The sequence below is a fragment of the Gordonia amicalis genome (assembly GCF_022059885.1).
Classification (GTDB): domain Bacteria; phylum Actinomycetota; class Actinomycetes; order Mycobacteriales; family Mycobacteriaceae; genus Gordonia; species Gordonia amicalis.
Genome location: NZ_CP091855.1, coordinates 1188136 through 1211980, shown reverse-complemented (window position 1 = coordinate 1211980; position 23845 = coordinate 1188136). Strand labels below are relative to the sequence as shown.

The 23845-nt window shown below is 68.0% G+C and carries 21 protein-coding genes and 2 pseudogenes; 10 read left to right on the top strand and 13 right to left on the bottom strand.

The genetic code is table 11. The features are described 5' to 3' along the window. Positions 1-16: 16 nt before the first annotated feature. The 4 genes and pseudogenes from IHQ52_RS05545 to IHQ52_RS05530 all read right to left on the bottom strand — a co-directional run. The gene (locus IHQ52_RS05545; protein ID WP_376740315.1) at positions 17-1633 is read right to left on the bottom strand and encodes an ABC transporter family substrate-binding protein; all 1617 of its coding nucleotides are present in this window, start codon (positions 1631-1633) and stop codon (positions 17-19) included. 32 nt (positions 1634-1665) lie between these two features. Then, positions 1666-3741 carry a dipeptide ABC transporter ATP-binding protein gene (locus IHQ52_RS05540; protein WP_006435018.1) on the bottom strand — a complete coding sequence of 692 codons (2076 nt, stop codon included), beginning with the start codon at positions 3739-3741 and terminating at the stop codon, positions 1666-1668. Then, positions 3738-4736: an ABC transporter permease gene (locus IHQ52_RS05535; protein ID WP_006435019.1), complete on the bottom strand. Its 999-nt coding sequence runs from the start codon at positions 4734-4736 to the stop codon at positions 3738-3740. Before IHQ52_RS05535 ends, IHQ52_RS05540 begins: the two co-directional genes overlap by 4 nt. A 1-nt stretch (position 4737) precedes the next feature. Continuing rightward, positions 4738-5088 (bottom strand): annotated as a pseudogene (locus IHQ52_RS05530) (ABC transporter permease subunit); the annotation flags it as partial. A 3-nt stretch (positions 5089-5091) separates the two neighbouring features. Between IHQ52_RS05530 and IHQ52_RS05525 the strand changes: the two are divergent. Both IHQ52_RS05525 and IHQ52_RS05520 read left to right on the top strand, forming a co-directional pair. Continuing rightward, positions 5092-5439 (top strand): annotated as a pseudogene (locus IHQ52_RS05525) (daunorubicin ABC transporter ATP-binding protein); the annotation flags it as partial. Continuing rightward, positions 5439-6287, top strand: a complete 849-nt coding sequence (locus tag IHQ52_RS05520) for an ABC transporter permease (RefSeq protein WP_238064135.1) — start codon at positions 5439-5441, stop codon at positions 6285-6287. The pseudogene IHQ52_RS05525 and the gene IHQ52_RS05520, both read left to right, overlap by 1 nt. Positions 6288-6455: 168 nt before the next feature. On the opposite strand, the gene IHQ52_RS05515 is transcribed toward IHQ52_RS05520, so the two are convergent. Beyond that, the gene (locus tag IHQ52_RS05515; RefSeq protein WP_006436636.1) at positions 6456-7619 is read right to left on the bottom strand and encodes an ROK family transcriptional regulator; all 1164 of its coding nucleotides are present in this window, start codon (positions 7617-7619) and stop codon (positions 6456-6458) included. 673 nt (positions 7620-8292) lie between these two features. On the opposite strand from IHQ52_RS05515, the gene IHQ52_RS05510 reads away from it, so the two are divergent. Beyond that, complete coding sequence (locus IHQ52_RS05510; RefSeq protein ID WP_006436635.1) at positions 8293-9354, top strand: sigma-70 family RNA polymerase sigma factor; 1062 nt, start codon at positions 8293-8295, stop codon at positions 9352-9354. A gap of 26 nt (positions 9355-9380) precedes the next feature. On the opposite strand, the gene IHQ52_RS05505 is transcribed toward IHQ52_RS05510, so the two are convergent. Then, complete coding sequence (locus tag IHQ52_RS05505; protein ID WP_085950455.1) at positions 9381-9797, bottom strand: VOC family protein; 417 nt, start codon at positions 9795-9797, stop codon at positions 9381-9383. Positions 9798-9930: 133 nt separating this feature from the next. Between IHQ52_RS05505 and IHQ52_RS05500 the strand changes: the two genes are divergently transcribed. Next, positions 9931-10638, top strand: a complete 708-nt coding sequence (locus tag IHQ52_RS05500) for a histidine phosphatase family protein (protein WP_006436633.1) — start codon at positions 9931-9933, stop codon at positions 10636-10638. A 113-nt stretch (positions 10639-10751) separates the two neighbouring features. On the opposite strand, the gene IHQ52_RS05495 is transcribed toward IHQ52_RS05500, so the two are convergent. The 5 genes from IHQ52_RS05495 to IHQ52_RS05475 all read right to left on the bottom strand — a co-directional run bounded on the left by IHQ52_RS05495 (position 10752) and on the right by IHQ52_RS05475 (position 15268). Next, positions 10752-11498, bottom strand: a complete 747-nt coding sequence (locus IHQ52_RS05495; RefSeq protein WP_006436632.1) for an SDR family NAD(P)-dependent oxidoreductase — start codon at positions 11496-11498, stop codon at positions 10752-10754. A 38-nt stretch (positions 11499-11536) separates the two neighbouring features. Next, a complete protein-coding gene (locus tag IHQ52_RS05490) occupies positions 11537-12553 on the bottom strand; it encodes a phosphotransferase family protein (RefSeq protein WP_006436631.1) in 1017 nt (338 codons plus the stop codon). Continuing rightward, positions 12550-13764: an acyl-CoA dehydrogenase family protein gene (locus IHQ52_RS05485; RefSeq protein ID WP_006436630.1), complete on the bottom strand. Its 1215-nt coding sequence runs from the start codon at positions 13762-13764 to the stop codon at positions 12550-12552. Before IHQ52_RS05485 ends, IHQ52_RS05490 begins: the two co-directional genes overlap by 4 nt. Positions 13765-13887: 123 nt before the next feature. Then, positions 13888-14535, bottom strand: coding sequence for a TetR/AcrR family transcriptional regulator (locus tag IHQ52_RS05480; protein ID WP_006436629.1), 648 nt, complete (start codon positions 14533-14535; stop codon positions 13888-13890). 28 nt (positions 14536-14563) lie between these two features. Beyond that, a complete protein-coding gene (locus tag IHQ52_RS05475; protein ID WP_006436628.1) occupies positions 14564-15268 on the bottom strand; it encodes a TetR/AcrR family transcriptional regulator in 705 nt (234 codons plus the stop codon). Between the two features lie 83 nt (positions 15269-15351). On the opposite strand from IHQ52_RS05475, the gene IHQ52_RS05470 reads away from it, so the two are divergent. After that, positions 15352-16308 (top strand): oxygenase MpaB family protein, encoded by a 957-nt coding sequence (locus IHQ52_RS05470; protein WP_006436627.1) that lies wholly within the window; start codon positions 15352-15354, stop codon positions 16306-16308. 184 nt (positions 16309-16492) lie between these two features. Here IHQ52_RS05470 and IHQ52_RS05465 read toward each other — a convergent pair whose 3' ends face one another. Then, the gene (locus IHQ52_RS05465) at positions 16493-17773 is read right to left on the bottom strand and encodes an alpha-hydroxy-acid oxidizing protein (protein ID WP_006436626.1); all 1281 of its coding nucleotides are present in this window, start codon (positions 17771-17773) and stop codon (positions 16493-16495) included. Between the two features lie 68 nt (positions 17774-17841). Next, positions 17842-18135: a hypothetical protein gene (locus IHQ52_RS05460; RefSeq protein ID WP_006436625.1), complete on the bottom strand. Its 294-nt coding sequence runs from the start codon at positions 18133-18135 to the stop codon at positions 17842-17844. 125 nt (positions 18136-18260) lie between these two features. On the opposite strand from IHQ52_RS05460, the gene IHQ52_RS05455 reads away from it, so the two are divergent. The 5 genes from IHQ52_RS05455 to IHQ52_RS05435 all read left to right on the top strand — a co-directional run bounded on the left by IHQ52_RS05455 (position 18261) and on the right by IHQ52_RS05435 (position 23784). Further along, positions 18261-19403: a polyprenyl synthetase family protein gene (locus IHQ52_RS05455; protein ID WP_040004770.1), complete on the top strand. Its 1143-nt coding sequence runs from the start codon at positions 18261-18263 to the stop codon at positions 19401-19403. Further along, the gene (locus tag IHQ52_RS05450; protein WP_006436623.1) at positions 19400-20122 is read left to right on the top strand and encodes a hypothetical protein; all 723 of its coding nucleotides are present in this window, start codon (positions 19400-19402) and stop codon (positions 20120-20122) included. The genes IHQ52_RS05455 and IHQ52_RS05450 overlap by 4 nt, the downstream gene beginning before the upstream one ends. Positions 20123-20304: 182 nt before the next feature. After that, positions 20305-21159 carry a carotenoid biosynthesis protein gene (locus IHQ52_RS05445; protein WP_006436622.1) on the top strand — a complete coding sequence of 285 codons (855 nt, stop codon included), beginning with the start codon at positions 20305-20307 and terminating at the stop codon, positions 21157-21159. Then, entirely contained in the window at positions 21146-22294 is a 1149-nt protein-coding gene (locus IHQ52_RS05440; RefSeq protein ID WP_006436621.1) for a glycosyltransferase family 2 protein, read from the top strand. Before IHQ52_RS05445 ends, IHQ52_RS05440 begins: the two co-directional genes overlap by 14 nt. Further along, positions 22291-23784 (top strand): phytoene desaturase family protein, encoded by a 1494-nt coding sequence (locus IHQ52_RS05435; protein WP_006436620.1) that lies wholly within the window; start codon positions 22291-22293, stop codon positions 23782-23784. The genes IHQ52_RS05440 and IHQ52_RS05435 overlap by 4 nt, the downstream gene beginning before the upstream one ends. Positions 23785-23845 lie beyond the last annotated feature (61 nt).

Genomic DNA, 23845 nt, shown 5'->3' with positions numbered 1-23845 from the left:
AGGTTGATGGGCGACCCTACTTCTCCCAGCCGATGTCCTCGATCGGACCGATGTAGAACTGTCCCGCACCGTAATTGGCGAGATCTTCCTTCACCGCGACCATCGCCGGACCGTTGAAGAGCGGGAGGTTCGAGTACTGGGCGAATGCCTCGCGCTCGACCTTGTTCCCGGCCGCGATCTGGGACATCGGGTCGCCGATCCGTGCCATCGCCCTGATCTGTGCGTCGAGTTGGGGAGTGCCGGCCCCGGCGGGGTTGAACTGCGAGTCGCTGCACCACACCTGGCAGAAGTAGGCCATGCCGAACGGATCGCTCGAGGAGAAGCCCATCATGAACAGGTCGAACTCCTTGTTCACCACGACGGCGGAGAAATCCGACGGGGGACGTTGTTGCACCACGAGATCGACGCCGACCTTGCCCAGGATCGCCTGGAGCGCCCGTGACAGGTTGGCGCCGGTTGCGTCGTCGCCGACGTTGGGCAACACCAGCGACAGCCGTTTGCCGTTCTTCTCGCGGATACCGTCCCCGCCCTCACGCCACCCGGCTTCCTCCAGCAGCGCCGCCGCCTTGCCCGGATCGTAGGACACCACCCCCGCGAGGTTGTCCTCATACCCCGGCTGGAAGGGGTAGAGCGACAGCGAACCGGGGAGTTCCTCGGTGTAGTTCAAACCGGTGAACCGGATGCGCGCCAGGGTCTGCCGGTCGATCGCGGCGAACACCGCCTCTCGGACGACGCGGTCGGACAGTATCGGCGCATCGAGATTCAGTACGAGCAGCGCCTGCTGCGGCGACGCAGCGGTCCGGATGTCGATGCCGTTCATCGTGAGCACCCGCGCACGCGCGTCCTTGGCCGCCACCCCGGTCGCGTCGATCTCGCCGTTCTGGAAAGCATTGAGTGCCGCCTGCGACTCCATCTGCCGGAAGATCCGGCGGTCGAGTTTGCCGGGCCTCCCCCACCACTTCGGATTGCGTTCGAAGACGACGGTCCCGTTGTCGGCGTCATACGAGGAGACCGTGTACGGTCCTGCACCCCACTCCGGATGCGGTTGCCGCACATAACCTTCGTTGTACACCTCGGGCGAGGTGGCCTTCGGATGGAGCACGACGTTGAACAAGCCGTCCGGCCAGGCGTAGACGCCGTCGAAGCGCACGATGACCTCGCGGTCGTCGACCCCGCGGGTGACCGAGGCGATCTGGCTGTACCCGTCGGTGGAACTGACGATGTAGCGGTCGTCGACACCCCGACTGGTGCGCCACGTCTCGACGAAGGCGCGGTAATCGATCGGCGTGCCGTCGTTGAAGAACGCCTTCGGGTTGACCGTGTAGGTCACCACCGTGTTCCGGCCGACCGTCTCGGTACGGACGCCGGTGAGGTAGTCGGGATTCGGGGAGTACACGCCGTCGGGCGAGAAGTAGGCGAGCACCGGGTTGTACCAGCGCCACAGGGCCAGCGTGTAGGCGCTGGCATCTGCGTGGAAGGTGTTCCACTGGGGCGACACCTCGGTGATGGCCGTCGTGAGGCTGCCGCCGTCCTCGAGCTTCTCCCGGGGTTGCGGATTGAGCGAGGCCCCCTCGGTCTTCACCGCACCGCTGTCGACCGCTGCGCCGCAACCGGTCACGCAGGCGATGGTCATGAGCACCGCGGTGATGAACCGCCACCAGCGCCTCACTGCTCCACCTCCAGGAAGTGGCATGCCGCTCGGTGGTCGCCGCGAACAACACCTTCACGGTTCGCCGGCCGTAGCCGGGGAACGACGGTGCGGCACCGCTCGCGACGTTCGTCGTCGAGCTGCGCGTGCAACGGACAACGACTCGTGAAGCTGCACCCGACGATGTCGTCTGTCGCGCTGGGTTGTTCGCCGGTCAGGACGATCCGCCGCCGTTCGCGTTCGACGCGCGGGTCGGGAATCGGCACCGCCGACAGCAGCGCTCGCGTGTAGGGATGCGCGGGTTCGGCGAAGACCGCCTCGGTGGGTCCGGCCTCCACGATCACCCCCAGGTACATCACCGCGGTGCGGTCGGCGAGATGTCGCACCACGGAGAGATCGTGTGCGACAACCAGATAGGCGACATCACCGTCGGACTGCAGTCGCCGGATCAGATTGACGACGTCCGCCTGCACCGAGACGTCGAGTGCCGACAGCGGTTCGTCGAGGATGATCAGGTCGGGGTCGGTGGCCAGTGCCCGCGCGATGGCGAGCCGTTGTCTCTGACCACCGGAGAAGGCGGCGGGGAAACGGTCGGCGTGAACAGGGTCGAGCCCGACCCGCCGCATGAGGCCCGTCACCTTCTCCTCCGCCTCCGCCTTCGGGATCCCCAATGCCCGAAGCGGTTCGGCGATGAGGTCGAAGGCGGTGAACCTCGGGTCGAGCGCATCCGACGGATCCTGGAAGACGATCGACGCCCGCTGCCGCAGCGCGCGCGCCTCCCGCGCGCGGACCGCCGCCGGATCCACCCCGCCGATCCGGACGACGCCCTTCGGCTGTGCGAAGTCCATGATCTCCAGTAGGGTCGTCGACTTGCCACTGCCCGATTCCCCGACGAGTGCCATCGACTCGCCGCGTCGGATGTCGAAGCTGATGCCGTTGACCGCCCGCACCGATCCCACTCGCCGCTTGAGGAAACCACTGGTCAGCGGGAAGACCTTCGTCATGTCCACCACGTCGAGGACGGTCGGCCGCTCCACCCGCTCGATCGCGGCCACCGACGTCACCGGCACGTCGGGCAGCGGGAACACCGGCTCACCGTCGATCCGGCCGTCGGCATCGATCTCCCGGGCGCGGACGCAGGCCACCCCGTGGTCGCCGCTCAGCTCCGCCAGGGCCGGCTCGGCCCGACCGCAGTCGTCGATCGCGACCGGACACCGTGGCATGAACTGACATCGGTCCTGTACGTCGATGAGGACCGGTGGCGACCCCGGGATCGGGATCAACGCGTCGGTCCGCCGGTCCACGCGCGGCACGGCCCCCAGCAACCCGATGGTGTACGGCATGCGCGGCCCGCCGAAGAGCGTGTCGACGTCGGCGGTCTCCACCGACCGGCCGGCATACATGACCACGACGTCGTCGGCATGGCCCGCGACGACGCCGAGATCGTGCGTGATCAACAGCATCGCGGCACCGGTCTCCCGGCGCGCGGTGGCGAGCAGGTCGAGGATCTGGGCCTGGATGGTCACGTCCAGGGCGGTGGTCGGTTCGTCGGCGATGATCACCGACGGGTCGTTGGCGATCGCCATCGCGATCATCACGCGCTGACGCATCCCGCCGGACAACTCGTGCGGAAAGGCCTTCGCGCGGCGTCCCGGATCGGCGATGCCGACCAGGTCGAGCAACTCGACCGACCGCGCCCAGGCCGCCTTGGCGGTGACCGACTGGTGGGCCCGCAGCGCCTCGGAGATCTGCGCACCCACCGTGAACACCGGGGTCAGCGACGACAACGGGTCCTGGAAGACCATCGCGATCTCCGAACCCCGGACCGCCGACATCTGCTTGTCCGACAACCCGATCAGCTCCCGGTCCCGCAGGACGACCGATCCGCTGACGTGCGCGGAGTCCGGCAGCAGTCCCAGGACCGCCAGTGCCGACACCGATTTCCCCGATCCCGATTCGCCGACGATGGCCGTGGTCCGGCCGGGTCGCAGGTCGAAGTCGAGACCGCGGACGGCGTCGACGACCCCGGCCTCGCTGCCGAAATCCACTCTCAGGTCACGGACCATCAGCACCGCGTCGGACCGGCTCGTCATCGGCGGGTACCTCCACTCGACGTCGGGTCGAAGGCGTCGCGCAGACCGTCGGCGATGAGCGCCATCGACACCGTCAGGAGCGCAAGCACGGCGGCGGGGAACCAGAACAACCACGGTGACGCGGCGAGGGTCCCGGCACCCGCCTGCAGGAGCGAGCCCAGGGTGACGTCGGGGATCTTCACCCCGAATCCGAGGAACGACAGCCCCGTCTCGGCGAGCACGGCCGCCACCACGCCGAGTGCGAAGTTGATCACCAGCAACGACGCGATGTTGGGCAGGATGTGCCGCAGGATGATCGCCGGCGGGGACACCCCCAGATACTTTGCTGCGGTGACGTAGTCGCGCTCCCGGACGGTCACCGCCAGCGAGTGGATCACGCGCGCGAGCATCATCCACCCGAATGCGATGAGCACGACGATCAGCCACCGCCAGTCGCCACCGGTGCTGTTCGAGACCAGGGCGAGGATGAGGAACGTGGGCACCACGAGCAGCAGGTAGACGACACCCAGGATGACGCGCTGTACCCAACCGCCGAAATAGGCCGCGATCCCGCCGAGGAACGCGGCGATCGCGGTCGTCCCGATCGACACGGTCAGCGCGATCGTCAACGAGCGCTGGAGTCCGTGCACCACTTGCGCATACAGGTCGTTGCCGGCGTCGTTGGTGCCGAACCAGTGGGCGCCCTCTGCTCCTTGCGTCGACGGGGGGAAGCCGATGGCCAGGAAATCGGTGTCGGTGTAGGTGTAGGCGGTGAACAGCCCGCCGAACACGGCGAAGAAGACGAGCAGGACGAACATGACCAGGCCCAGCATCGCGGAACGGTTGCGCGCGTATCGCTTGGCGAAGATCACGGCCCGGCCGGTACGACGCCTCGCCAGCGGCGCCGACGCGGTGTCCGACTCGTCGAGGAGACCGCCGGTCTCGCCCATGATCGGGGCGGTGGCATCGAGGTGCCCGGACTGCGGTCCGCGCGGTTCGGGTGGCATCATCGCCATCTCAGCTCACCCGCACTCTCGGATCGAGATAGACGACCGCGAGGTCGGCGAGGATCGCACCGACCGCGGTCGCCAGCGCACCGAATGCGGCGACCGCGACGACACCGTGGATGTCGTTGGTGTTGATCGAGGTGACGAAGTACCGGCCCATCCCCTCCCAGCCGAAGATGGTCTCGGTGAGGACCGCGCCGGTGAACACCGCCGGGATCGCGAAGGCGATACCGACGGCCACCGGGATGATGGCCGTGCGCAACGCATGTCGTCGCACTGCCACGCCGCGGGTGAGTCCCTTGGCACGTGCGGTTCGTACGTAGTCGGCGTTGATGGTGTCGAGCACCATCGACCGCTGCAGGAGATCGACAAGGGCAGGATCATCGCCCACGGCACGCCGCTGCAGCTCAAAGAGCAGGCCGGCGCGGCGAGCCTCGTGCTGACCGTGTCCAACGCCGACGATCTCCCGGCGGCCGAGGCCTTGCTGCGCAAGAACGGCGCGGAGGTGTTCGTCGACGTCCCCGCACGCCGGCTCACCACCGCTTCCGGCGGCCTCGGGGACCTCCCCCGCGTCGCCGCATGGTTCGACGAAAGCGGTATCGCTGTCGACGATTTCGGCCTCGCACGCCCGAGCCTCGACGACGTCTTCCTATCCCTCACCGGACACCGCGCCGAGGACACCACCAACTCCACCGACGAGGAGCACTCCTGATGACCACCACCACTGCACACACCGACGCGGTGGTCGCGAGCACATCGCGAGTCCATCCGACGTCCCTCTGGCAGCAGTCCTGGATCATGGTGAAACGCAACATGATCCACACCAAACGGATGCCGGAGATGCTCTCCGACGTCACCATCCAGCCGATCATGTTCGTGCTTCTGTTCGCGTATGTGTTCGGCACGTCGATCCAGACCGACAGTGCCTCCTACAAGGAATTCCTGCTGCCGGGCATCATGGGCCAGACCATCGTGTTCACCGCATTCATCGTTGCGTCCGGAATCACCGCGGATCTGGAGAAGGGCATCATCGACCGCTTCCGGTCACTACCCATACGCCGGTCGTCGGTGCTGATCGGCCGTAGCATCGCGAGCGTCCTGCACAGTTCCATCGGCATTGTGGTGATGTCGTTGACCGGGCTCGCGATCGGCTGGCGAATCCGCGGGTCCTTCGTCGAGGCCGTTCTCGCGTACGCCATGCTGTTGCTGTTCGGATTCGCGATGATCTGGTTCGGCATCCTCATCGGATCGTGGCTGCGAACCGTGGAGGCGGTCAACGGCTTCATGTTCTCGACGCTGTTCCCGATCACGTTCCTGTCGAACGCGTTCGTCCCGACCGACCCGATGCCCACGTGGCTCAGGACGATCGCCGAATGGAATCCGATGTCGTCACTGGTACAGGCCTTGCGTGTGCTGTGGGGCAACGGTCCGGAGTTCGGTCCGGGTTCGGCACTGCCGCTTCAGTATCCGGTCATCTCGACCATCGTCTGGGCGGTCGCGCTGACCCTGATCTTCGCACCGTTCGCCCTGCGTGCGTACAACAAGCGCACCATCGACTGAGCGGAGCAGGCAACCGGCCCACGCTCCCCGAGTAGCGAGCCACAACACGCTCCCCGAGTACCGAGCTCGCGAGCCACACCACGCTCCCCGAGTAGCGAGCTCGCGAACCACACCACGCTCCCCGAGTAGCGAGCTTGCGAGCGTATCGAGGGGACTACAGCGGCCCGTTCAGGCGGTCAACCCGATCGCCTGCAGCGGGTCGCTGTAGATCGCGTCGAGCGAGACCGCACCGGCCGCCTGCTGCTGCACCGTGGCTCCCGAATGCGATACCCGCACATCGCGTTTGGTGACGATCGAGGTCTCGCGAACGGCGCGGGCCACCGTCGGCAGGCTGGCCGGGTAGTCGGTGAACGCCTGACCGCCGAGGATGATGTGGTCTGGGTTGAAGATGTCGGCGATGAGACCGACAGTGCGGCCCAGGACCTCGGCACGTTCTTCGAGCAGAGCGCGCGCGGTTGCGTCACCCGCACGGGCGAGACCGTGCAGGCCCTCGACATCGGCCACCGAAAGACCCAGCGCCTGAGCGGCTTCGACAACACCGGTATCGCTCACCGCCGGTTCCAGACGCCCGGTGCGGTGCGGATCGAGGAGCTCGGTGGCGCCGGTCGGGAAGTGACCGATCACCGGCGGTCCTGCGGTGGGAGTGTGGACGGTACCGCCGACACTGAAGGCGATGCCCAGCATTTCGCGGGCGTAGAAGTACAGGAAGCTCGACTGCTCGTCGTCGGGGTTGAGGACCAGCTCGGCGGCTGCCATCGCCTCGACGTGCGACGCGACCGAGACCGGCAGACCCACGGCCTCGGCGATGACACGCCCGACGGGTGCACCCTCCCAGCCCAGGCGGGGATGATCCACGATGCCGCCCTCGGCGACCCGGCCACCGAGTGCGACGCCGACCCAGAGCACTCGCTTTCCGGTCCAGCGTTCGGCGAAGCGGCGTGCGCTCACACCGATCGCGGCGAGGGTCTGCTCGGGCGTGTCGGCCACCGGCGTCGGGATCTGGATGGCACCGACCACGCGATGCAGCAGGTCGTGGGTGGTGATGGAGGTGACCTTGTAGCCGATGTGGATACCGAGGGTGAGGAACTCGGCGAGGTTGACCTCGAAGGGCAGGCGCGGGCGTCCGATGGCTCCCGACGGGGCGAGGTCCGCGCGCTCGCGGATCAGGCCGGCCTTCAGCAATGCACTGACCTGGCGGTTGACCGTCGAGATGCTCAGGCCGGTGCGTTCGGCGGCATCATCGCGGAACAGCGGGCCGGCCAGGCGGGCGGCCCGGAGGACGAGAGCGGCCGGCTTGTTCGACAGCTCGAGGCGAGGCGTCGCAACGTGCACCCGCTGATCCCCCTTCCCGAATCCTCGTCGGTCAGCGATCGGTCCCGGGATTCGGGACGACGGGACCGACGAAGTTACGGATGACAACGGTACGGGTTGGCGGCTCACCTGCGGACCACGGCGCACCGGCCGGGACGCAGGCCGACGCGTCAGCGGCGTGGGGGCGGTGCGCAGGGTGCGAGTGGAGATCTCGGGAAGGATTGCGGTCATGATTGTCCTCGTCGAAAATCCCCGCGTTCTTCACGGCGGGGCGGGGTGGCTGAAGTGCTCGGATGAAGAGACTTGGAGCGACACCCCGGACGAGGCGTCGGCTCAGCGCATTCGACGACAACAACAGAGAACACGAGCGAGCGGCAGACGGCAGCCCAGCGCGGTGGTCACATAGGTGACCTCCGACAGCCTGCGGTCGACACTCGTCATGCGGATCAAGCTAGCAACGCCCACCCCGCCGCGGCAAGCCCGTTCCGCCAGGTGACGGAGGTTTGGCAACCTACGGGCATATGCGTTCACCGGCGAAGATAGCCCCGCCGACGATGATTCGCGCGGGTTGCGCTCAGCGTGATTCCAAATCCTTACCCGGCGCCCATCCGACCTGGGTCGCGTTCCGAGCGGACCGAGGTCGCCTTGTCTCTTCCGAGTCGAGTGTGTCGGTGATCGACGGTAAATTGTGAGCATGACCACAACCGCGGGTGAGTCCGTTTCCGACGCCGATTTCCTGGAGGTCGCCGAACCGTTCCGTCGTGAGATCGTCGCCCACTGCTATCGGATGCTGGGCTCGCATCACGACGCGGAGGACCTGGCCCAGGAGACATTCCTGCGCGCGTGGCGCGGATACTCCAAGTTCGACCACCGCTCCTCGGTGCGGACCTGGCTGCACAAGATCGCCACCAACACCTGTCTCACGGCACTACAGAGTTCACAGCGCCGACCGCTCCCGTCCGGCCTCGGCGGCGATGCCTTCGACCCGACCGACGACCTCCTCCAGAACCACGAGGTGCCCTGGCTCGAGCCGTATGCCGGCACCGTCGACGAGATCACCCCCGGCGACGACGCGGACCCGGCCTTCGTCGTCGGCGCACGCGAATCGGTGCGGCTGGCGTTCATCGCCGCCCTCCAGCATCTCCCCGAACGCCAGCGCGCCGTGCTGATCTTGCGCGACGTCCTGCAGTGGCGCGCCGCCGAGGTCGCGGACACTATCGGCGTCACCACCGCAACCGTCAACAGCCTTCTGCAGCGCGCCCGCGAGCAACTGAAGACCGCGCGGCCGCAGGCCGACTCCGCGAGTTCGGACTCCTCGGTCCTCGACGACGACGCCAAGCGGGAACTGCTCGCACGCTATGTGTCGGCTTTCGAGCGCTACGACGTCGACGCGATCGCCGAGATGTTCACCGACAAGGCGATCTGGGAGATGCCGCCGTTCACCGGCTGGTACCAGGGCCCGGAGGCGATCGGGACACTCATCAGTAAGAACTGCCCGGCGGAGAAGCCCGGCGATCAGATCCTGCTGCCCACCGTCGCCAACGGGCAGCCCGCGTTCGGTCTGTACATGCGCGAACCCGACGGCGTCCACCGGCCGTTTCAGCTCCAGGTCCTCGACATCGATCCGGCGACGCAGAAGGTCGGCTACGTGGTGGCGTTCTTCAGCGACACCATGGAAGCCGACTTCGCGAGGTTCGGCCTCCCCCCGACGCCGTACGACGCCCCGGCTCGCACCGCGCCGAACCCCTGGCACTGATACCCAGGCCGAACTGGCGTCCCGGGTCACCCGTCGGGATTCTGCGGCAGTTGGGAGGGGTCCATCCAGACCACCTCCCAGGCATGGCCGTCCGGATCGCAGAAGCTGCAGCAGTACATGAACCCGAAGTCCTCGGGGTCGCGCAGCGGTGCACCGCCCGCGGCGAGCGCCGCGCCTGCGAGCTGGTCGGCGTGTTCCCTGCTGTCGGCGGAGAACGAGACGAGCGCCTCTCGCCCGCGGGTGGGGTCGGCGATGCTCCCGGCCGCGAACCCCTCGAAGCGTCGGTGCTGCATCAGGATCACCATCGCGGCGTCGTTGATCGTCATGCACACGGTGGCCTGATCGCAGAACATCTCGTCGAACCGGAAGCCCAGCGCGCCGAAGAACCGTCGTGACCGCGCCACGTCGGCCACCGGCAGATTGACGAAGAGCATCGATGCCACGGCGGCCTCCAGTCGGGATCGGGACTCGACCCGCCCGTTCGACCGCATGCGGATCGGCCGGCCGGAACAGGGTCTCACCCGATACAGACCTGCCCGCGCATACGAATTCATCGCGATCGAATAGTGTTCACTCATGGGCGTCATCTACCTTGTGCGGCACGGTCAGGCTAATGCGTTGGCGTACGGCGTATCCGACGCCACGGACGACCTCCGGAACGGCCCGGGCGGACTCACCGCGACCGGCGACACCCAGGCCGCGGTTTCCGGTGCGTTCCTGTCGGGGCAGATCGACGGATTCACGGCGGCCGTGAGTGGTGACCTACCGCGGCAGAGCCAGACCCTCAGCGGAGTGCTCGGCGCTTTCGAAGCACGACCGGACGCGAAGGTGGATCCCGGCTGGAACGAGTACTCGCTGCCGGCGCTCGTGGGACACGCATCCCCGGAGATGTACCGCGACGGCCGCAACTACCAGCAGCATCTGGACAAGGGCCTCGCGGCCTGGATCGCGGCCGGCGACCACGAACCGACACCGGGACCCGACGGTGGACCCGCGGAGAGTTACCCACAGTTCCAGGCCCGGGTGCACGACGCCGCGGTTCGTGCCACGGAGCAGGCCGGGTCAGGTCAGACGCTCCTGGTGGTGTCCTCCGCGGGCACCATCACGCAGTGGATCGCGCAGCTCTGGGGCATCCCGGACGAGCAGTGGCCGACGATGGCGCGCTCGATGGTCAATGCGTCGATCACGAAACTGATCGTCGGCAGGCAAGGCGTGACGGTGGTGTCGTTCAACGAGCACGGCCACCTCTCCGACCGTGAGGGCGGTATCTCGACCTTCCGCTGAGTCCAGCGGCATGGTGTGTGCGCGTCGAGCAACCACGCACAACGAGGAGCCGTGCCGAAATCACCCCCGCGACAGGGGCGTTCGACACGGCTCCTCGTTGTGTTCGACGCCTGCTAGGCCCGATGCAGATTCGTGCCCGGACGCGTGAGCACCACGTTCGGCAGCACTGCATACCGCGACAGCTGCGTGACCGAATGTGCGACGACGGCGACATCGGCGGCCGTGATCATCTCGTCCTTGGAGATGCGGTCCTTGAGCCAGTCGGTCATGTCGGTGGCAACGTAACCCGGCGCGATCGTCGTCGCACTCACGCCGTTCTCCGACTCCTCGAGGTTGAACGTCTCGCACAGCGAGATCAACGCGGCCTTGGTCGCGCCGTAGGCGGACAGCTCGGGCTCGGGGTAGACGCCGGTGATCGACGCCACGGCAATGACTTTCGCCGTCCCGTTGGCTTCCGCCGTCGTCCGCAGCATCGGCAGTACCGACTGCAGCAGGATGTACGGCGCCCGCACGTTGACCTCGTAGAGACGGTCGAAACGCTTGACCGGCATATCCGCCACCGCACCCTTGGAGCCCATGCCCGCGTTGATGATCAGCGCGTCGCATCGCCCGAATGCCTCCGCATGGGCGGTGCCGAGTGCGGCGATCGCTTCGGCATCGGTCATGTCGGCCGGGACGACCTCCACCCGGCCGGCGCCGTGCTCGCGGAGCTCGGCCGCCTTCTTCTCCAACGCTTCCCGGCCTCGGGCACTGATCGTCAGGTCCCAACCGTCCGCGGCGAACCGTTCGGCGATCGCCGCTCCGATGCCACGGGACGCGCCGGTGACCAACGCGGACCGGTTCTTCGACACTTCACTCATGCACTTGTCCCCGTATTCTGACTGTTCCCATGTGACTCTCAGCTGATGTGACGCAGACCGTCGGCGATGAAAGCCGCGGTGGCCTCACCCGCACGCTCGGCGCCGTCGCCCGACGACGCGCCCGAGAGGGCACGGTAGGTGATGCCCTCGGCGATCACGCCGAGCTTCAGGTTGGCGAGACCGAGGTAGAAGTCCCAGTCGCCGAGGTCGGAACCGGTTGCGGTGGCATACTTCTGCGCGATCTCGTCCACGGATGCGTAGCGATCGCTGGTCCACGCCGCGGAGAAGCCGAGCACCTGGTCGAAGGCACCGGTCCGGTACACGCACATGAGCGCGACGTCGGTCAGTGGATCGCCGAGCGTCGACATCTCCCAGTCCACGACAGCGGCGATGCGTGCCGGGTCGTTCGCGTCCACGATCGTGTTGTCGACGCGGAAGTCCCCGTGCACCACCGATTCCCGGGCCTTCTCGGGCACACGCTCGGACAGCGCTTCGACGAGGCGGTCCACGTCGGGCAGCTCGCGGGTCTTCACGTGACCCCACTGACGGGCCCACAGTTTGACCTGTCGCGCAGCGAATCCGGCCGGCCGTCCGAAGTCGCCGAGACCGACGGCGTGGTAGTCGACGGCGTGCAGGTCGGCGAGCGTCCGGACGAGACCGTCGAGATTGGCGGCCACCTCCTCGTCGGAGTACACGGCGAGATCCTCGGCGGTGCGCACCACCCGGCCGTCGACGAATTCGACGACCGTGCAGGGTGCCCCGATGATCGACCCGTCGGAGTCGAAGGCGACAGTTCGCGCGACCGGCACCGAGGTCGACTGCAGCGCACTGGTGACAGCCCACTCGCGGTTCATGTCGTGGGCGGACGGCGTGAGTCCACCAGTCGGTGGACGACGCGCCACCCACTTCGTGTGGCCGTCGGTGACGGTGTAGGTCAGATTCGACTTGCCGCCACTGATCAGGTCGATGGACAGGTCACCGGCGACTTCGACGCCGCTGTCGACGAGGAGTCGGCGGAGTTTGTCCGCCTCGAGAGCTGATTCGACTCCGGTCATTTCGCACCCGCCGCGGCCTGTGCCTTCTTCGCGCGGCCGACGGCGCGGCGCGCGATGGCCCAGCGGTGGACCTCGGACGGACCGTCGTAGACGCGGAACGGACGAAGTTCCTGCGACAGGCGGGCGATCGGCAGGTCGGCGGAGACCCCGAGGCCGCCGCACATCTGGATGCTGCGGTCGGCGATGCGCGAATATGCTTCACCGGCAAAGGTCTTCGCGATCGAGGTCTCGTCGGACGCGTGGTTGCCCAGGTCCAGTTCATGACAGGCCTTGAGCAGGAGCGCACGCGATGCGGCGAGGTCGATCTCGTTGTCTGCGATCATCTGCTGGATCATGCCGAGGTCGCCAAGTCGGCCACCGAATCCCTCACGGCGCGAGACATAGTCGACCGCGACGTCGTGGCAGCGTTTGGCGGCGCCGAGCCAGCGCATGACATGGGTCATGCGGGCCGGTCCGAGCCGGACCTGTGCGTAGCGGTAGCCCTCGTCGACCTCGCCGAGGATGTCGGCGTCGGGAACGAAGAGGTCGTCGAAGGTGACCTCGCAGTGTCCGCCGATCATCGCCTTGTCGATGGTGTTGATGTGGCGACCGACGGTGATTCCCGGGGTGTCGGCCGGAGCCAGGAACATCGTGGCGCCGCCGCGGTCACCGGGCGAGCCGGCCGTGCGGGCCATGATGATGAAGAAGCCCGCGCCCTCGGCGCCGGTGATGAAGTGCTTCTTGCCGTTGATCTTCCAGCCGCCGTCGGCGCGGACGGCCTGCGTACGCAGCGCATTGGGGTCCGAGCCCGCGCCCGGCGCCGGTTCGGTCATCGCGAAGGCCGACCGCACCTCGCCGGTGGCGAGCGGGGCGAGATACTTGTGGCGCTGCTCTTCGCTGGCGATGCGCTCGAGCATGTGGATGTTGCCCTCATCCGGCGCGCCGATGTGCAGCGCGACAGGACCGAAGGTGGAGTAGCCCGCCGCCTCGAAGACCGGCGCGCGGTCGGTCATGTTCAGGCCGAGACCGCCGAACTCGACCGGTGCGTGCGGGGCGAAGATGCCCTCCGCCTTGGCCTTTGCATTCATCTCGCGGCGCAGGTCGTCTCCGCCGGCTGCGGTGATGTCGCCGGCGTTCGCATCCTCGAGCGGCAACACGTACTCGCGGACGAAACGTTCGGTCTTCTCGACCAGCTCGACCACCGCGGGATCGTGGCGCAGGTCTATGGGCATCGTGACTCCTTTGGCTGGACCGACGGGAACTTTACCCGACGCCGACCGAGCGATCGTTCGGCCGTCCATACCTTGCCAGGCGATGTCATCCTGGTCAAGGCTGACCGGGTGAAATCCGTGCCCTCAGGTGGTGCGGTAACCCACCAGGGCACGGGCCAGCTGAAGATTCCGCGCGATCAGCTCGTCCGGGCCCAGCAGTCCGTCGAGTTTGAACCACGTCGAGACACCCACACACATCGTGGCCACCGCGCGGGCCGCATCCTTCGGGTACTCGGTGGTGAAGTCGCCCGCCTCCACGCCGGCGAAGACGATCTCGTCGACCATCCGCTGCTGACGGTCCCGGTGGGCGATGTACTTCGGCCGGTAGTCGTCGTCGAGACTCCGGATCTCCGTGGATCCGACGAATGCCTGCTCCCGGCGGTACATGTGGAACCGCAGCAAGGATTCGACGACCGCGTCGAACTGCTTCACCGGCTCCGGTCCGGCTTCGAGGATCGCCGCCTCCGACCGGGCCAGCAGGTCGGTCATCGTCCGCTCGAGCAGACCCTGCAACAGGGACTGCTTCGACGGGTAGTGGTGGTACAGCCCCGGCACCGAGAGGTTCGCCCGCGCGGCGACCTCTCTGACCGACGTGCCGTGATAGCCCTGCTCGGCGAACGCCTCGAGGGCCGCCGCCAGCGGGATCGGGAGCTCGGGCTCGCCGTAGTCACGCCACGCGCCGAGAGGTTGCTTCGCCGGTCGTACGTCGGTTTCGCCGGTTCCGCTGTTCATGGGTTCAAACATATCTCCACGCGCGGCACTACTCACCATCGGCGCTGCGGTGGGACAGGCTCTTCTCCAGGATCTCCGCGGGGGACACGAGCAACGCGATGCTGAGGTCCACGACGTCCGACTTCGTGAGCTCGACGTCGCCCTCGAGCCAGGCCGCGAGCAGGCGACTCAACCCACCCACCTGGTAATGCGCCACGCCCGTCGCCTGCGCGGGGCCGACGTGCACATCGAGAATCGTCGAGGTGCTCTGGAGCGTCAGATCCGCGAACAGTGTGGTGGACTCCATCCGCTTCGCTGCGATCACCGGGCTCAGCAGGGCTTGCGAGAACAGCAGTCGACCCTTGCGCCGATCCTGATCGATGAGGTCGACGATCGCGGCGACCGCTCCGGCCACCTTGGCGCGCATGGTCGCGCCCTCAGAGAACGCGGCGAGGCTCGAATGTGCGATCTCCTCGATGACCTCGTCGTACACCACACCGACGAGCTGGTCGACCGACTCGAAACTCTCGTAGAAGTATCGTGCGGTCAGGCCGGCCCGCCGACAGACTCCGCGCACCGTGACCGCCTCCGCGTCATCGGCGCCGAGCAGGTCCAGAGCTGCGTCGATCAGCGATGCGCGGCGTCGCGCGACCCGGGTGTCGCCACCCTCGCCGCCGTACGCGCGGAGGGAAGCAGCCGTATCCGACGCAGCGGCGTCGGACCCGGTTTCCGGGGTCGAAGGTCCTCTTCCCATGGTTCCTATCTTGACACCCCAGTAAGTTCATGTTTTATAAAACGGGAAGCAAACGTTTCCTAAATCCGGCCAGGAGGGGTTCGATGGCATCGGAGCCTATCACCAGTGGAAGCTCGGCCCTGTCGCCGCGAACGTCGGCCGACGCCACACCCGAGATCGAGCAGTTCCTCGCCGCGGAGAAGCCGGACACCGAGTTCCTGCCGTCGACCGCACGCATGTCCCGCGCCGAACTGGACGCGCTCCCCTCCGCACAGAACCTCGATCCGTTGGGCATCGGCGTCCTCGCCGGCGCGGCGAACGTCATCATGCAGCTGAGCCTGCCGGCGGTGGGTTACGGCGTGTACGAGAGCCGCGTCGACTCCGGGAATCTGTTCAAGCATCCCCTCAAGCGCGGTCGCACCACTCTGAGCTACCTCGCGGTCGCCGGTCTGGGCAGCGCCAAGGACCGCAAGGCCTACCGCAAGGCGATCGGCAAAGCCCACGCGCAGGTCCGGTCCACCACCGACAGCCCGGTCAAATACAACGCCTTCGACCCGAAGCTGCAGCTGTGGGTCGCGGCCTGCCTGTACCGCGGCACCGAGGACGTCCATCGGATCTTCGGCGGGATGACCGAGGTGTCCGACGATTTCTACCAGGCCGGCGCCGTCCTGGGCACCACGCTGCAGGTCCCGCGCGAGGCCTGGCCGGCCGATCGAGCGGCCTTCGAGGAGTACTGGAACGAGACCGTCGAGACTCTCGAGATCGACCCGGTCATCCGTGAGTACCTGATGAAGATCGCCCGCGCCGAGTTCCTGGGTCCGATCGTGGCCAAGCTACTGGGCTGGTACTTCGAGATCCTGGCCATCGGCTTCCTGCCGGAGAACTTCCGCCGGAAGATGGACGTGCGACTGTCGCCGTGGCAGCAACTGTTCTTCGACAAGCACAACGCCGCACTCCGGGCGATCATCACCCGCGCACCCAAGCCGGTTCGCAGCTTCCCGTTCAACCTGCTGCTCGCCGACGTCCGGTGGCGGATGCGCACCGGTCGCCCTCTGGTCTGAGTTCCGGTTCCCGGTTGGGGGAAGCCCGTCCCGCTCATCGCGAGCGGGACGGGCTTTTCGGCCTTCTGAGCCACCCCTCCGCTCGTTCCTCCGCCCGTTGAGCCGGCACCGAGCGCAGCGACGACCCCTCCCCGCCCGTTGAGCCGGCACCGAGCGCAGCGAGGCGCCGTGTCGAAACGCGCGCCTACAACCTCCGCAACGCATCGCGGCCGAGCGCGGCAACGTCGGTATGGCCGGCGAGTCCGAGCGTGAGGTCGAGTTCGGCGATGATGTCGGCCACCGCGTCGCGTGCACCGTCGGCACCGGCAAGCGCCAGCCCGTACATGTGCGGCCGGCCGATGCAGGCGGCGTCGGCGCCGAGCGCGAGTGCCTTGAAAACGTCTGAGCCGGTGTAGATCCCGGAGTCGATGAGCACCTTGATCCGGCCGTCGACGGCGGGCGCGATCTCCTCGAGGGCGTCGATCGTGCTCACGGCACCGTCGATCTGGCGTCCACCGTGGTTGGACACGATGATGCCGTCGACCCCGGCGTCGACGGCGCGACGGGCATCGTCGGGATGGAGCACCCCCTTGAGCACGATCGGCAGCGACGTCCGCCCGCGCAGCCCCGCGAGATCGTCCCAGCTCAGCGACGGACGCGAATAGATGTCGAGAAAGGTCTGCACCGCGGCGCGCGGTCGGGCCGACGTGAGATTCGCGAGGAAGCGCCCCGGCGCGTTGCGGGTGATCGAGATCAGGGTCGCGATGGCGCCGAGGGAGATCTCGGGTCGTTCCCCGGCGGCGGTGCGCAGTCGCTCGGTGACGATGTCGGCGAAGCGCCGGTCCGAGGTGTACTGCGCGATGCCCTCACCCCGCGCGAATGGCAGCGATCCCAGGTTCAGGTCCTGGGGACGCCATCCGAGCATCGTGGTGTCCAAGGTGACGACCACCGCGTCGGCACCGATCTCCTCCGCACGGGCGAGCAGGCTGTCGACCAACTCGTCGTCGGTGGACCAGTACAGCTGGAACCATCGCGGCGCACCTGGCGCCACACCGTCCATCTCGGCGGCCACGGTCTCCATCGGCACACTCGCCTGGTTCGAAAAGATGTACGGCACACCGAGTTCCGCGGCCGCATGACCGATCAGCCGGTCGGCGTTCGGAACAGCCAGGGACCCGGCACCCACCGGCGCGAACAACACCGGTGCCGGGATGCGACGCCCGAACAGTTCCACCTCGAGGTTTCGCTCGGAGACATCGCGGAGAATCCGCGGCACGATCGCCCAGCGGTCCAGGGCCCGGCGGTTGGCCGCCATCGTGCGACCCTCACCGGCACCGCCGCCGATGTACGCCCACGCGCGGGCCGACATCGCCCGTCTGGCGCGACGTTCGAGTTCCGCGAAATCGGTTGGCACGCGTGGCTTTCGTCGGTGAACACCAGCGGTGTAGATGTCATTCTGCCGCGCTCGCCCGTATCCCGTGGTCATGGGAGCCGATCGTAACGTCGGCATCGGCCGGCCCGGGACGATTCCGGCTGTGTCCGAGGGACCCTGACTCAGCGCGTGGCGATCGCCGTCACGCCGGCGGCGGCAACCGTCACCAGGCCCACGGACGGCCAGGCACCGATCTTCTTCGCGAGCGGATGCGAGCCGCCGAACGCCGCCAGATAGGTGGCGAGCAGACCGCCCGCCACCGCCGGCCCCTTCTCGACCGCCCACCGTCGGGTGCACCAGGCGCCTGCCGTCGCGAGGACCACCCCGCCCAGCTCTCGCCGACCGCTGTATCGCGCCGCCGCGAAACCGCCGACCAGACCGACCGCCACCACGGGAACCGTTGCATCCACTGCCATGCGACCCAACGTACCGGCATCCCGGAGCCCGCACCCATCCGTCGGGTGTCACCGCTCCGAAGACCGGTTACCCGCATACGCCGGCGGACCCGACAGCCGACCCGCACCCCCCGAAGGGCCTCGACATGACACAGACCGCAGAGATGACCGACTCATCCCTCCCCCACCGGCCTGTCCTCGACACGAACTCCGGTCTCCGCGCGATCGACGACGCGACGACCGACCTGGAACTCGTCGAGGAGGTCCTGGCCGCGCACTTCCGCCGCCATGCCCTGACGCTGCAGAAAGTGGGGGCCGAGCTCACTCCCGCGGTGGATGCCATCGGGGGACGTATCGGCGGTGGCAAGCGCCTGCGCGCGGCCTTCTGCCTGTGGGGTGCTCGAGGCGCGGCACGTGGGCAGACGGTGCCCGGTGTCGTCGAGTTGGCGTCCGCGATCGAGTTGTTCCACTTCGCCGCCCTGGTCCACGACGACGTGATGGACGACTCCGACACCCGTCGCGGCCTCCCCACCGTCCACCGCCACTTCGCCGACACTCATCGCGCCGACGGGCGCCGCGGCGATTCCGACACGTGGGGCACCGCCGTTGCGATCCTCGTCGGCGACATGTGCCTGTCGTGGTCGGACGATCTGGTCGCCGCGGCGGTCGACGCCGTGCCCCGGGACGTCCGGCAAGCCGTGCGCGAGACCTGGACGGAGATGCGCAACGAGGCCTACGCGGGGCAGTACCTGGACATGCTCGGCCAGACCGAGGAGCACACCGATCCTGATCGGACCGTGCGCGTCCTCCGATACAAGAGCGCCCGCTACAGCATCGGGCAACCGCTCCGTCTCGGTGGCACGCTCGCCGGCGCGGACGCCGGCCTCCTGGCCGACTACGACCGCATCGGGCTCAGCGCCGGTGAAGCATTTCAGCTGCGCGACGACATCCTCGGTGTCTTCGGCGACGAGAAGGTCACCGGGAAGCCGACGATCGACGACATCCGCGAGGGCAAGCGCACCATGCTGATGGCACTGGCCGAGGAATCGGCGACCTGGACGGAACGGCGGGTGATGGCCAACTGCCTCGGCAACCCGGACCTCGACGCCGACGGTGCGGCACTGATGCGCGAGGTCGTGGAATCCACCGGCGCGCTCGAACGCGTCGAACAACGCATCGTCGAGCTCGCCGAGGACGCTCTCGCCGTCGTCGCGCACGCCTCGGTGGACGACCAGACCCGTCAGGCCCTCACCTCCCTCGTCGAACGTTGTGTGTGGCGCCGCTCATGAACTCGGATGGTGCTCCGACGGTCGAGTTGCGCATCTGGGGCGTCGACCGGGTGATGCCCGCGCTCGGCCGGATGGCATCGGGACGCCGCGCGCTACGGGCGACCCCGGGACTTCGGTTCGCCAAACTGCTCGGCACCGGAACCGCCAGGACGTTCACGATGGAGAGCGCCGACCTGCGGCACTGGGCAGCGCTCACCGTCTGGAACGACGACGATGCGGCGCGCGCCTCGTCGAATTCGCGGGTCCTGCGACGCTGGCAGGACTCGAGCACCGAGGAACTGCGCATCACGATGCGGCCGCTCCGGTCGAAGGGTCGGTGGTCGAGGGTCGACCCGTTCGGCCATCGGTCGCACGACGGCCAGCCGGCCGCCGGGGTCCGGCCACGTGACTGGGCGGGACCGGTCGCCGCACTCACCCGCGCCCGGTTGCGGCCGACGACGATGGCGTCCTTCTGGCGGGCGGTTCCGCCGGTGGCGTCGGAACTGGCCGGCGCACAGGGGAATCGACTCGCGCTCGGCGTCGGCGAGCTGCCGATCGGCGTCCAGGGCACGTTCTCGCTCTGGGACTCCGCGCACGACCTCACCGACTTCGCCTACCGCTCCCCCGCCCACAAGTCCGCCATCTCGCGCACCAAACCCGCCCGTTGGTACGCCGAGGAACTCTTTGCCCGGTTCGCCGTCCTCGACGTCACGGGGACCTACCAGGGGAGATCCGCATGAGCACGACCAGACATTCGCCAGCCAAAGCACAAGGAACACAAGCGCAAACGCCTTCGCCGCCTGAGGTGCGAGGAGCGCAAGCCCCAGTACCTTCGCCGCCTGAGGTGCGAGGAGCGCAAGCCCCAGTACCTTCGCCGCCTGAGGTGCGAGGAGCGCAAGCCCCAGTACCTTCGCCGCCTGAGGTGCGAGGAGCGCAGGCGACGAGCCACGAAGGCCCGGCGAGTAGATCATCCCGCCGTCACCACCTCATCCCGGTCGCGTGGGTTCTCCTGGCCGCGACCATCGGGGTCCAGATCGCCTTCCCGCTGACCGGTGGTGGCACTCTTCCGCTGACCGTCGCGAGCGTGGTGCTGCTGGCGTCGGCGTCGGTGATCCATCTGGCGGCCACGCGTGGACTCGGGGCCGCGGTGGGTCTGGTGGTGATCGCCGGCGGCGGCGGGCTGGTCGCCGAGGCGATCGGTGTCAGTACCGGATTCCCTTTCGGCACATATGCCTACACCGACGGTCTGGGCCTCAAGATTCTCGGCGTGCCGGTTCTGGTGCCGCTGGCCTGGATCATGATGTCGTGGCCTGCGCTCGCCGTCACCCGGCGACTCATCGGGGCACTGAACCTGTCCGGCACGCGTGCGCGTGTGGCCACCGCGTTCCTGGGCGCCTATGCCCTCACCGCGTGGGACGTCTTCCTCGATCCCCAGATGGTCGACCAGGGGCACTGGGTGTGGCAGTTCCCCGAACCGTCCCTGCCCGGTGTCGACGACATCCCACTGACGAATTTCGCGGGCTGGCTTCTGGTTTCGTTCCTGATGATCGCCGTCCTCGACCGCGTGGTCGGCGCCGGGTACGAGAACACGGACGACGCGGTTCCCGTCACCGCCTATCTGTGGACCTACTTCTCGTCGGTCATGGCGCACGCCGTGTTCTTCGGCCGGCCGACGGTCGCACTGGCCGGTGCCGTGGTGATGGGGGTGGTCGCGCTGCCGCTGCTCGTGCTCGAGGTGCGATCGATCCAGTCCAGGAGACATCGTGCGCGCGACTGACCTGTGGCATCGCACGGTGACGGTGGGGACCGGTCTCTCGCTGGCATCGCTCGCTCTCACCGTCGACAACGCGATCCGAGTCCGCCGGCCCGGCCTCACCGACATCCCGACCGCCGAGCCGCTCTCGGTCCTCATCCCGATGCGAAACGAGGTCACCAGGGCCGAACGTTGCCTCACCGCCGTTCTCGACGCCATCGACCGTTGGCCCGGACCGGCACGCGTGCTGGTGCTCGACGACGGCTCGGTCGACGGAACCGACGCCGTGCTGGCACGACTCGCCGCGCACGACGACCGGATCGAGGTGTTCGAGGGTTCGCCACCCCCGCCCGGGTGGCTCGGGAAGACCTGGGCCTGCCGGCAATTGGCGGACAACGCCCTGCCCGCCGGGACCCTCCCCGACGGGGTCCTCGCCTTCGTCGACGCCGACGTCGTGGTCGAACCGCACGCATTCACGTCGTCGGTCGCGTTGATGCGAGAATCCGGTCTCGATCTCGTCAGCCCCTATCCACGGCAGGTTGCGACCAGTGCCGCCGAGCGCCTGGTGCAGCCGCTGCTCCAGTGGTCGTGGATGAGCACGCTTCCACTCGGACTCGCCGAGCGTTCCCCGCGCGAGTCCCTGACGGCCGCGAACGGTCAGTTCCTGATGGTCGACGCCGTGACCTATCGACGGGCGGGAGGTCATGAGGCCGTCCGCGACGTCGTCCTGGAGGACATCGCCCTGCTCCGGGCGATCAAGGCCGCCGGCGGACGCGGCGTGGTCGCCGAGGGAAGCACCGTGGCGATCTGCCACATGTACGACGGTTGGTACGAAGTCCGTGCGGGATACCGCAAATCGCTGTGGTCTGCGTTCGGTTCCCCGGCCGGCACATCCGCGGTGACCGCCGCCCTCTGCCTGATGTATGTGATCCCGGCTCTCGCCGCACTCACCGGGTCGCGAACCGGACTGGTAGGATACCTCGCCGGCGTCGCCTCCCGACTGGTGGCCGCCCGATGCACCGGTGGACGCACCTTCCCCGACGCCTTCGGACACCCCGCGTCGATCGCCCTGTTCACCTTCCTCGCAGCAGACTCGACGATCGCCCGACGCCGCGGCGAACTTCGCTGGAAGGGACGCACCATCGAGGTCGACCGATGAGCCGGGTCATCGTGATCGGCGCGGGCGTCGGCGGGCTCGCCACCGCGATGCGCCTGCAGGCGGCCGGTCATGACGTCACCGTGCTCGAACAGTTCGACTCCGTCGGCGGCAAACTCGGCGTCATCGAGCACGACGGCTTCGTCTTCGACACCGGCCCGTCCCTGGTGACCATGCCACACGTCCTCACCGAACTGTTCGATGACACCGGTGCATCCGTGGACGACGTACTCGAACTCCAGCGGCTGCCCGTCGCCGCACGTTACCGCTTCCCCGACGGCACCGAACTCGAGCTGCCCGACACCCTCGACCACATCCCGTCCGCGCTCGACGCCGCGCTGGGCCCCGGACGTGGCGACCAGTGGTCGGCGTTTCTCGCTCGCGCCCAGGCCATCTGGGACGTGACCCACGGCCCCTTCCTGGAATCGCCGATGAGCGTGCGGACGATGATCGGCGGGATCGCGACACCGTCGGATGTCCGCACCGTGGCGCCCTGGAAGTCCCTGCGCGGGCTCGGGTCCGAGTATCTCGACGATCCCCGCCTGGCCATGCTCCTCGACCGCTACGCCACCTACACCGGTTCGGATCCGCGACGCGCACCGGCAGCGCTGGCGTCCGTCCCGTGGGCCGAACAGGCCTGGGGCTCTTGGTATGTACGCGGCGGACTCGGACGGATCGCGACCGCGATGCGGGACCGGCTCCTCGCCCTCGGCGGCCGAATCGAGTTCGGTGTCGAGGTGTCCCGGGTGTCGACGGACGAACGCACACGTGTCGACGGTGTCGTTCTTGCCGACGGCAGCAGGCGCACCGCCGACATCGTCGTGGCGAATGCGGACGCCCGCCAGGTGTACGGCCGCCTCGTACCGCGCCGTCCTGCCCGCATTCCGTCTGCGCTGCTGCGACGGTCGACGCCGTCGCTGTCGGGCTTCGTCCTGCTCCTGGCCCTCGACGATCCGCCCGCCGACCAGCCACATCACCACGTCCTGTTCGCCGAGGACTACGACGAGGAGTTCGACGCCGTCTTCGGCTTCAACGGCCCACCGCGCCCCGTCGCCCGACCGACCGTGTACATCTCCGCACCCGACGATCCCGAGATCGTTCCAGGACCGGAGACGGCCGCCTGGTTCGTGCTCGTCAACGCGCCCCGGCACGATCCCGAGCACGGAGTGGACTGGGATGCACCAGGACTCGCAGAGAGCTACGCCGATCAGATCATGGCTGTGATGGCCGACCGCGGCGTCGACGTCGGCGACCGGGTCCGCCATCGGCTGCTGGTCACGCCGGCAGATCTGGAACGCCGCACCATGACGCCCGGCGGTTCGATCTACGGCTCGTCGTCGAACGGTCCGCGGGCGGCGTTCCTGCGGCCCAAGAACACCTCGCCCGTTCCGGGCCTCTACCTGGTGGGCGGGTCGTCGCACCCGGGCGGTGGGCTACCGCTCGTGATGATGTCGGCGATGATCGTGGCGGACCTGATCGCCGCTGCCCCCTGAGGAGTGAACCCTCCCAGGGAATGCCTCACCAGGCCTTCGAGGCTCGTCGCTATCGCTCCTC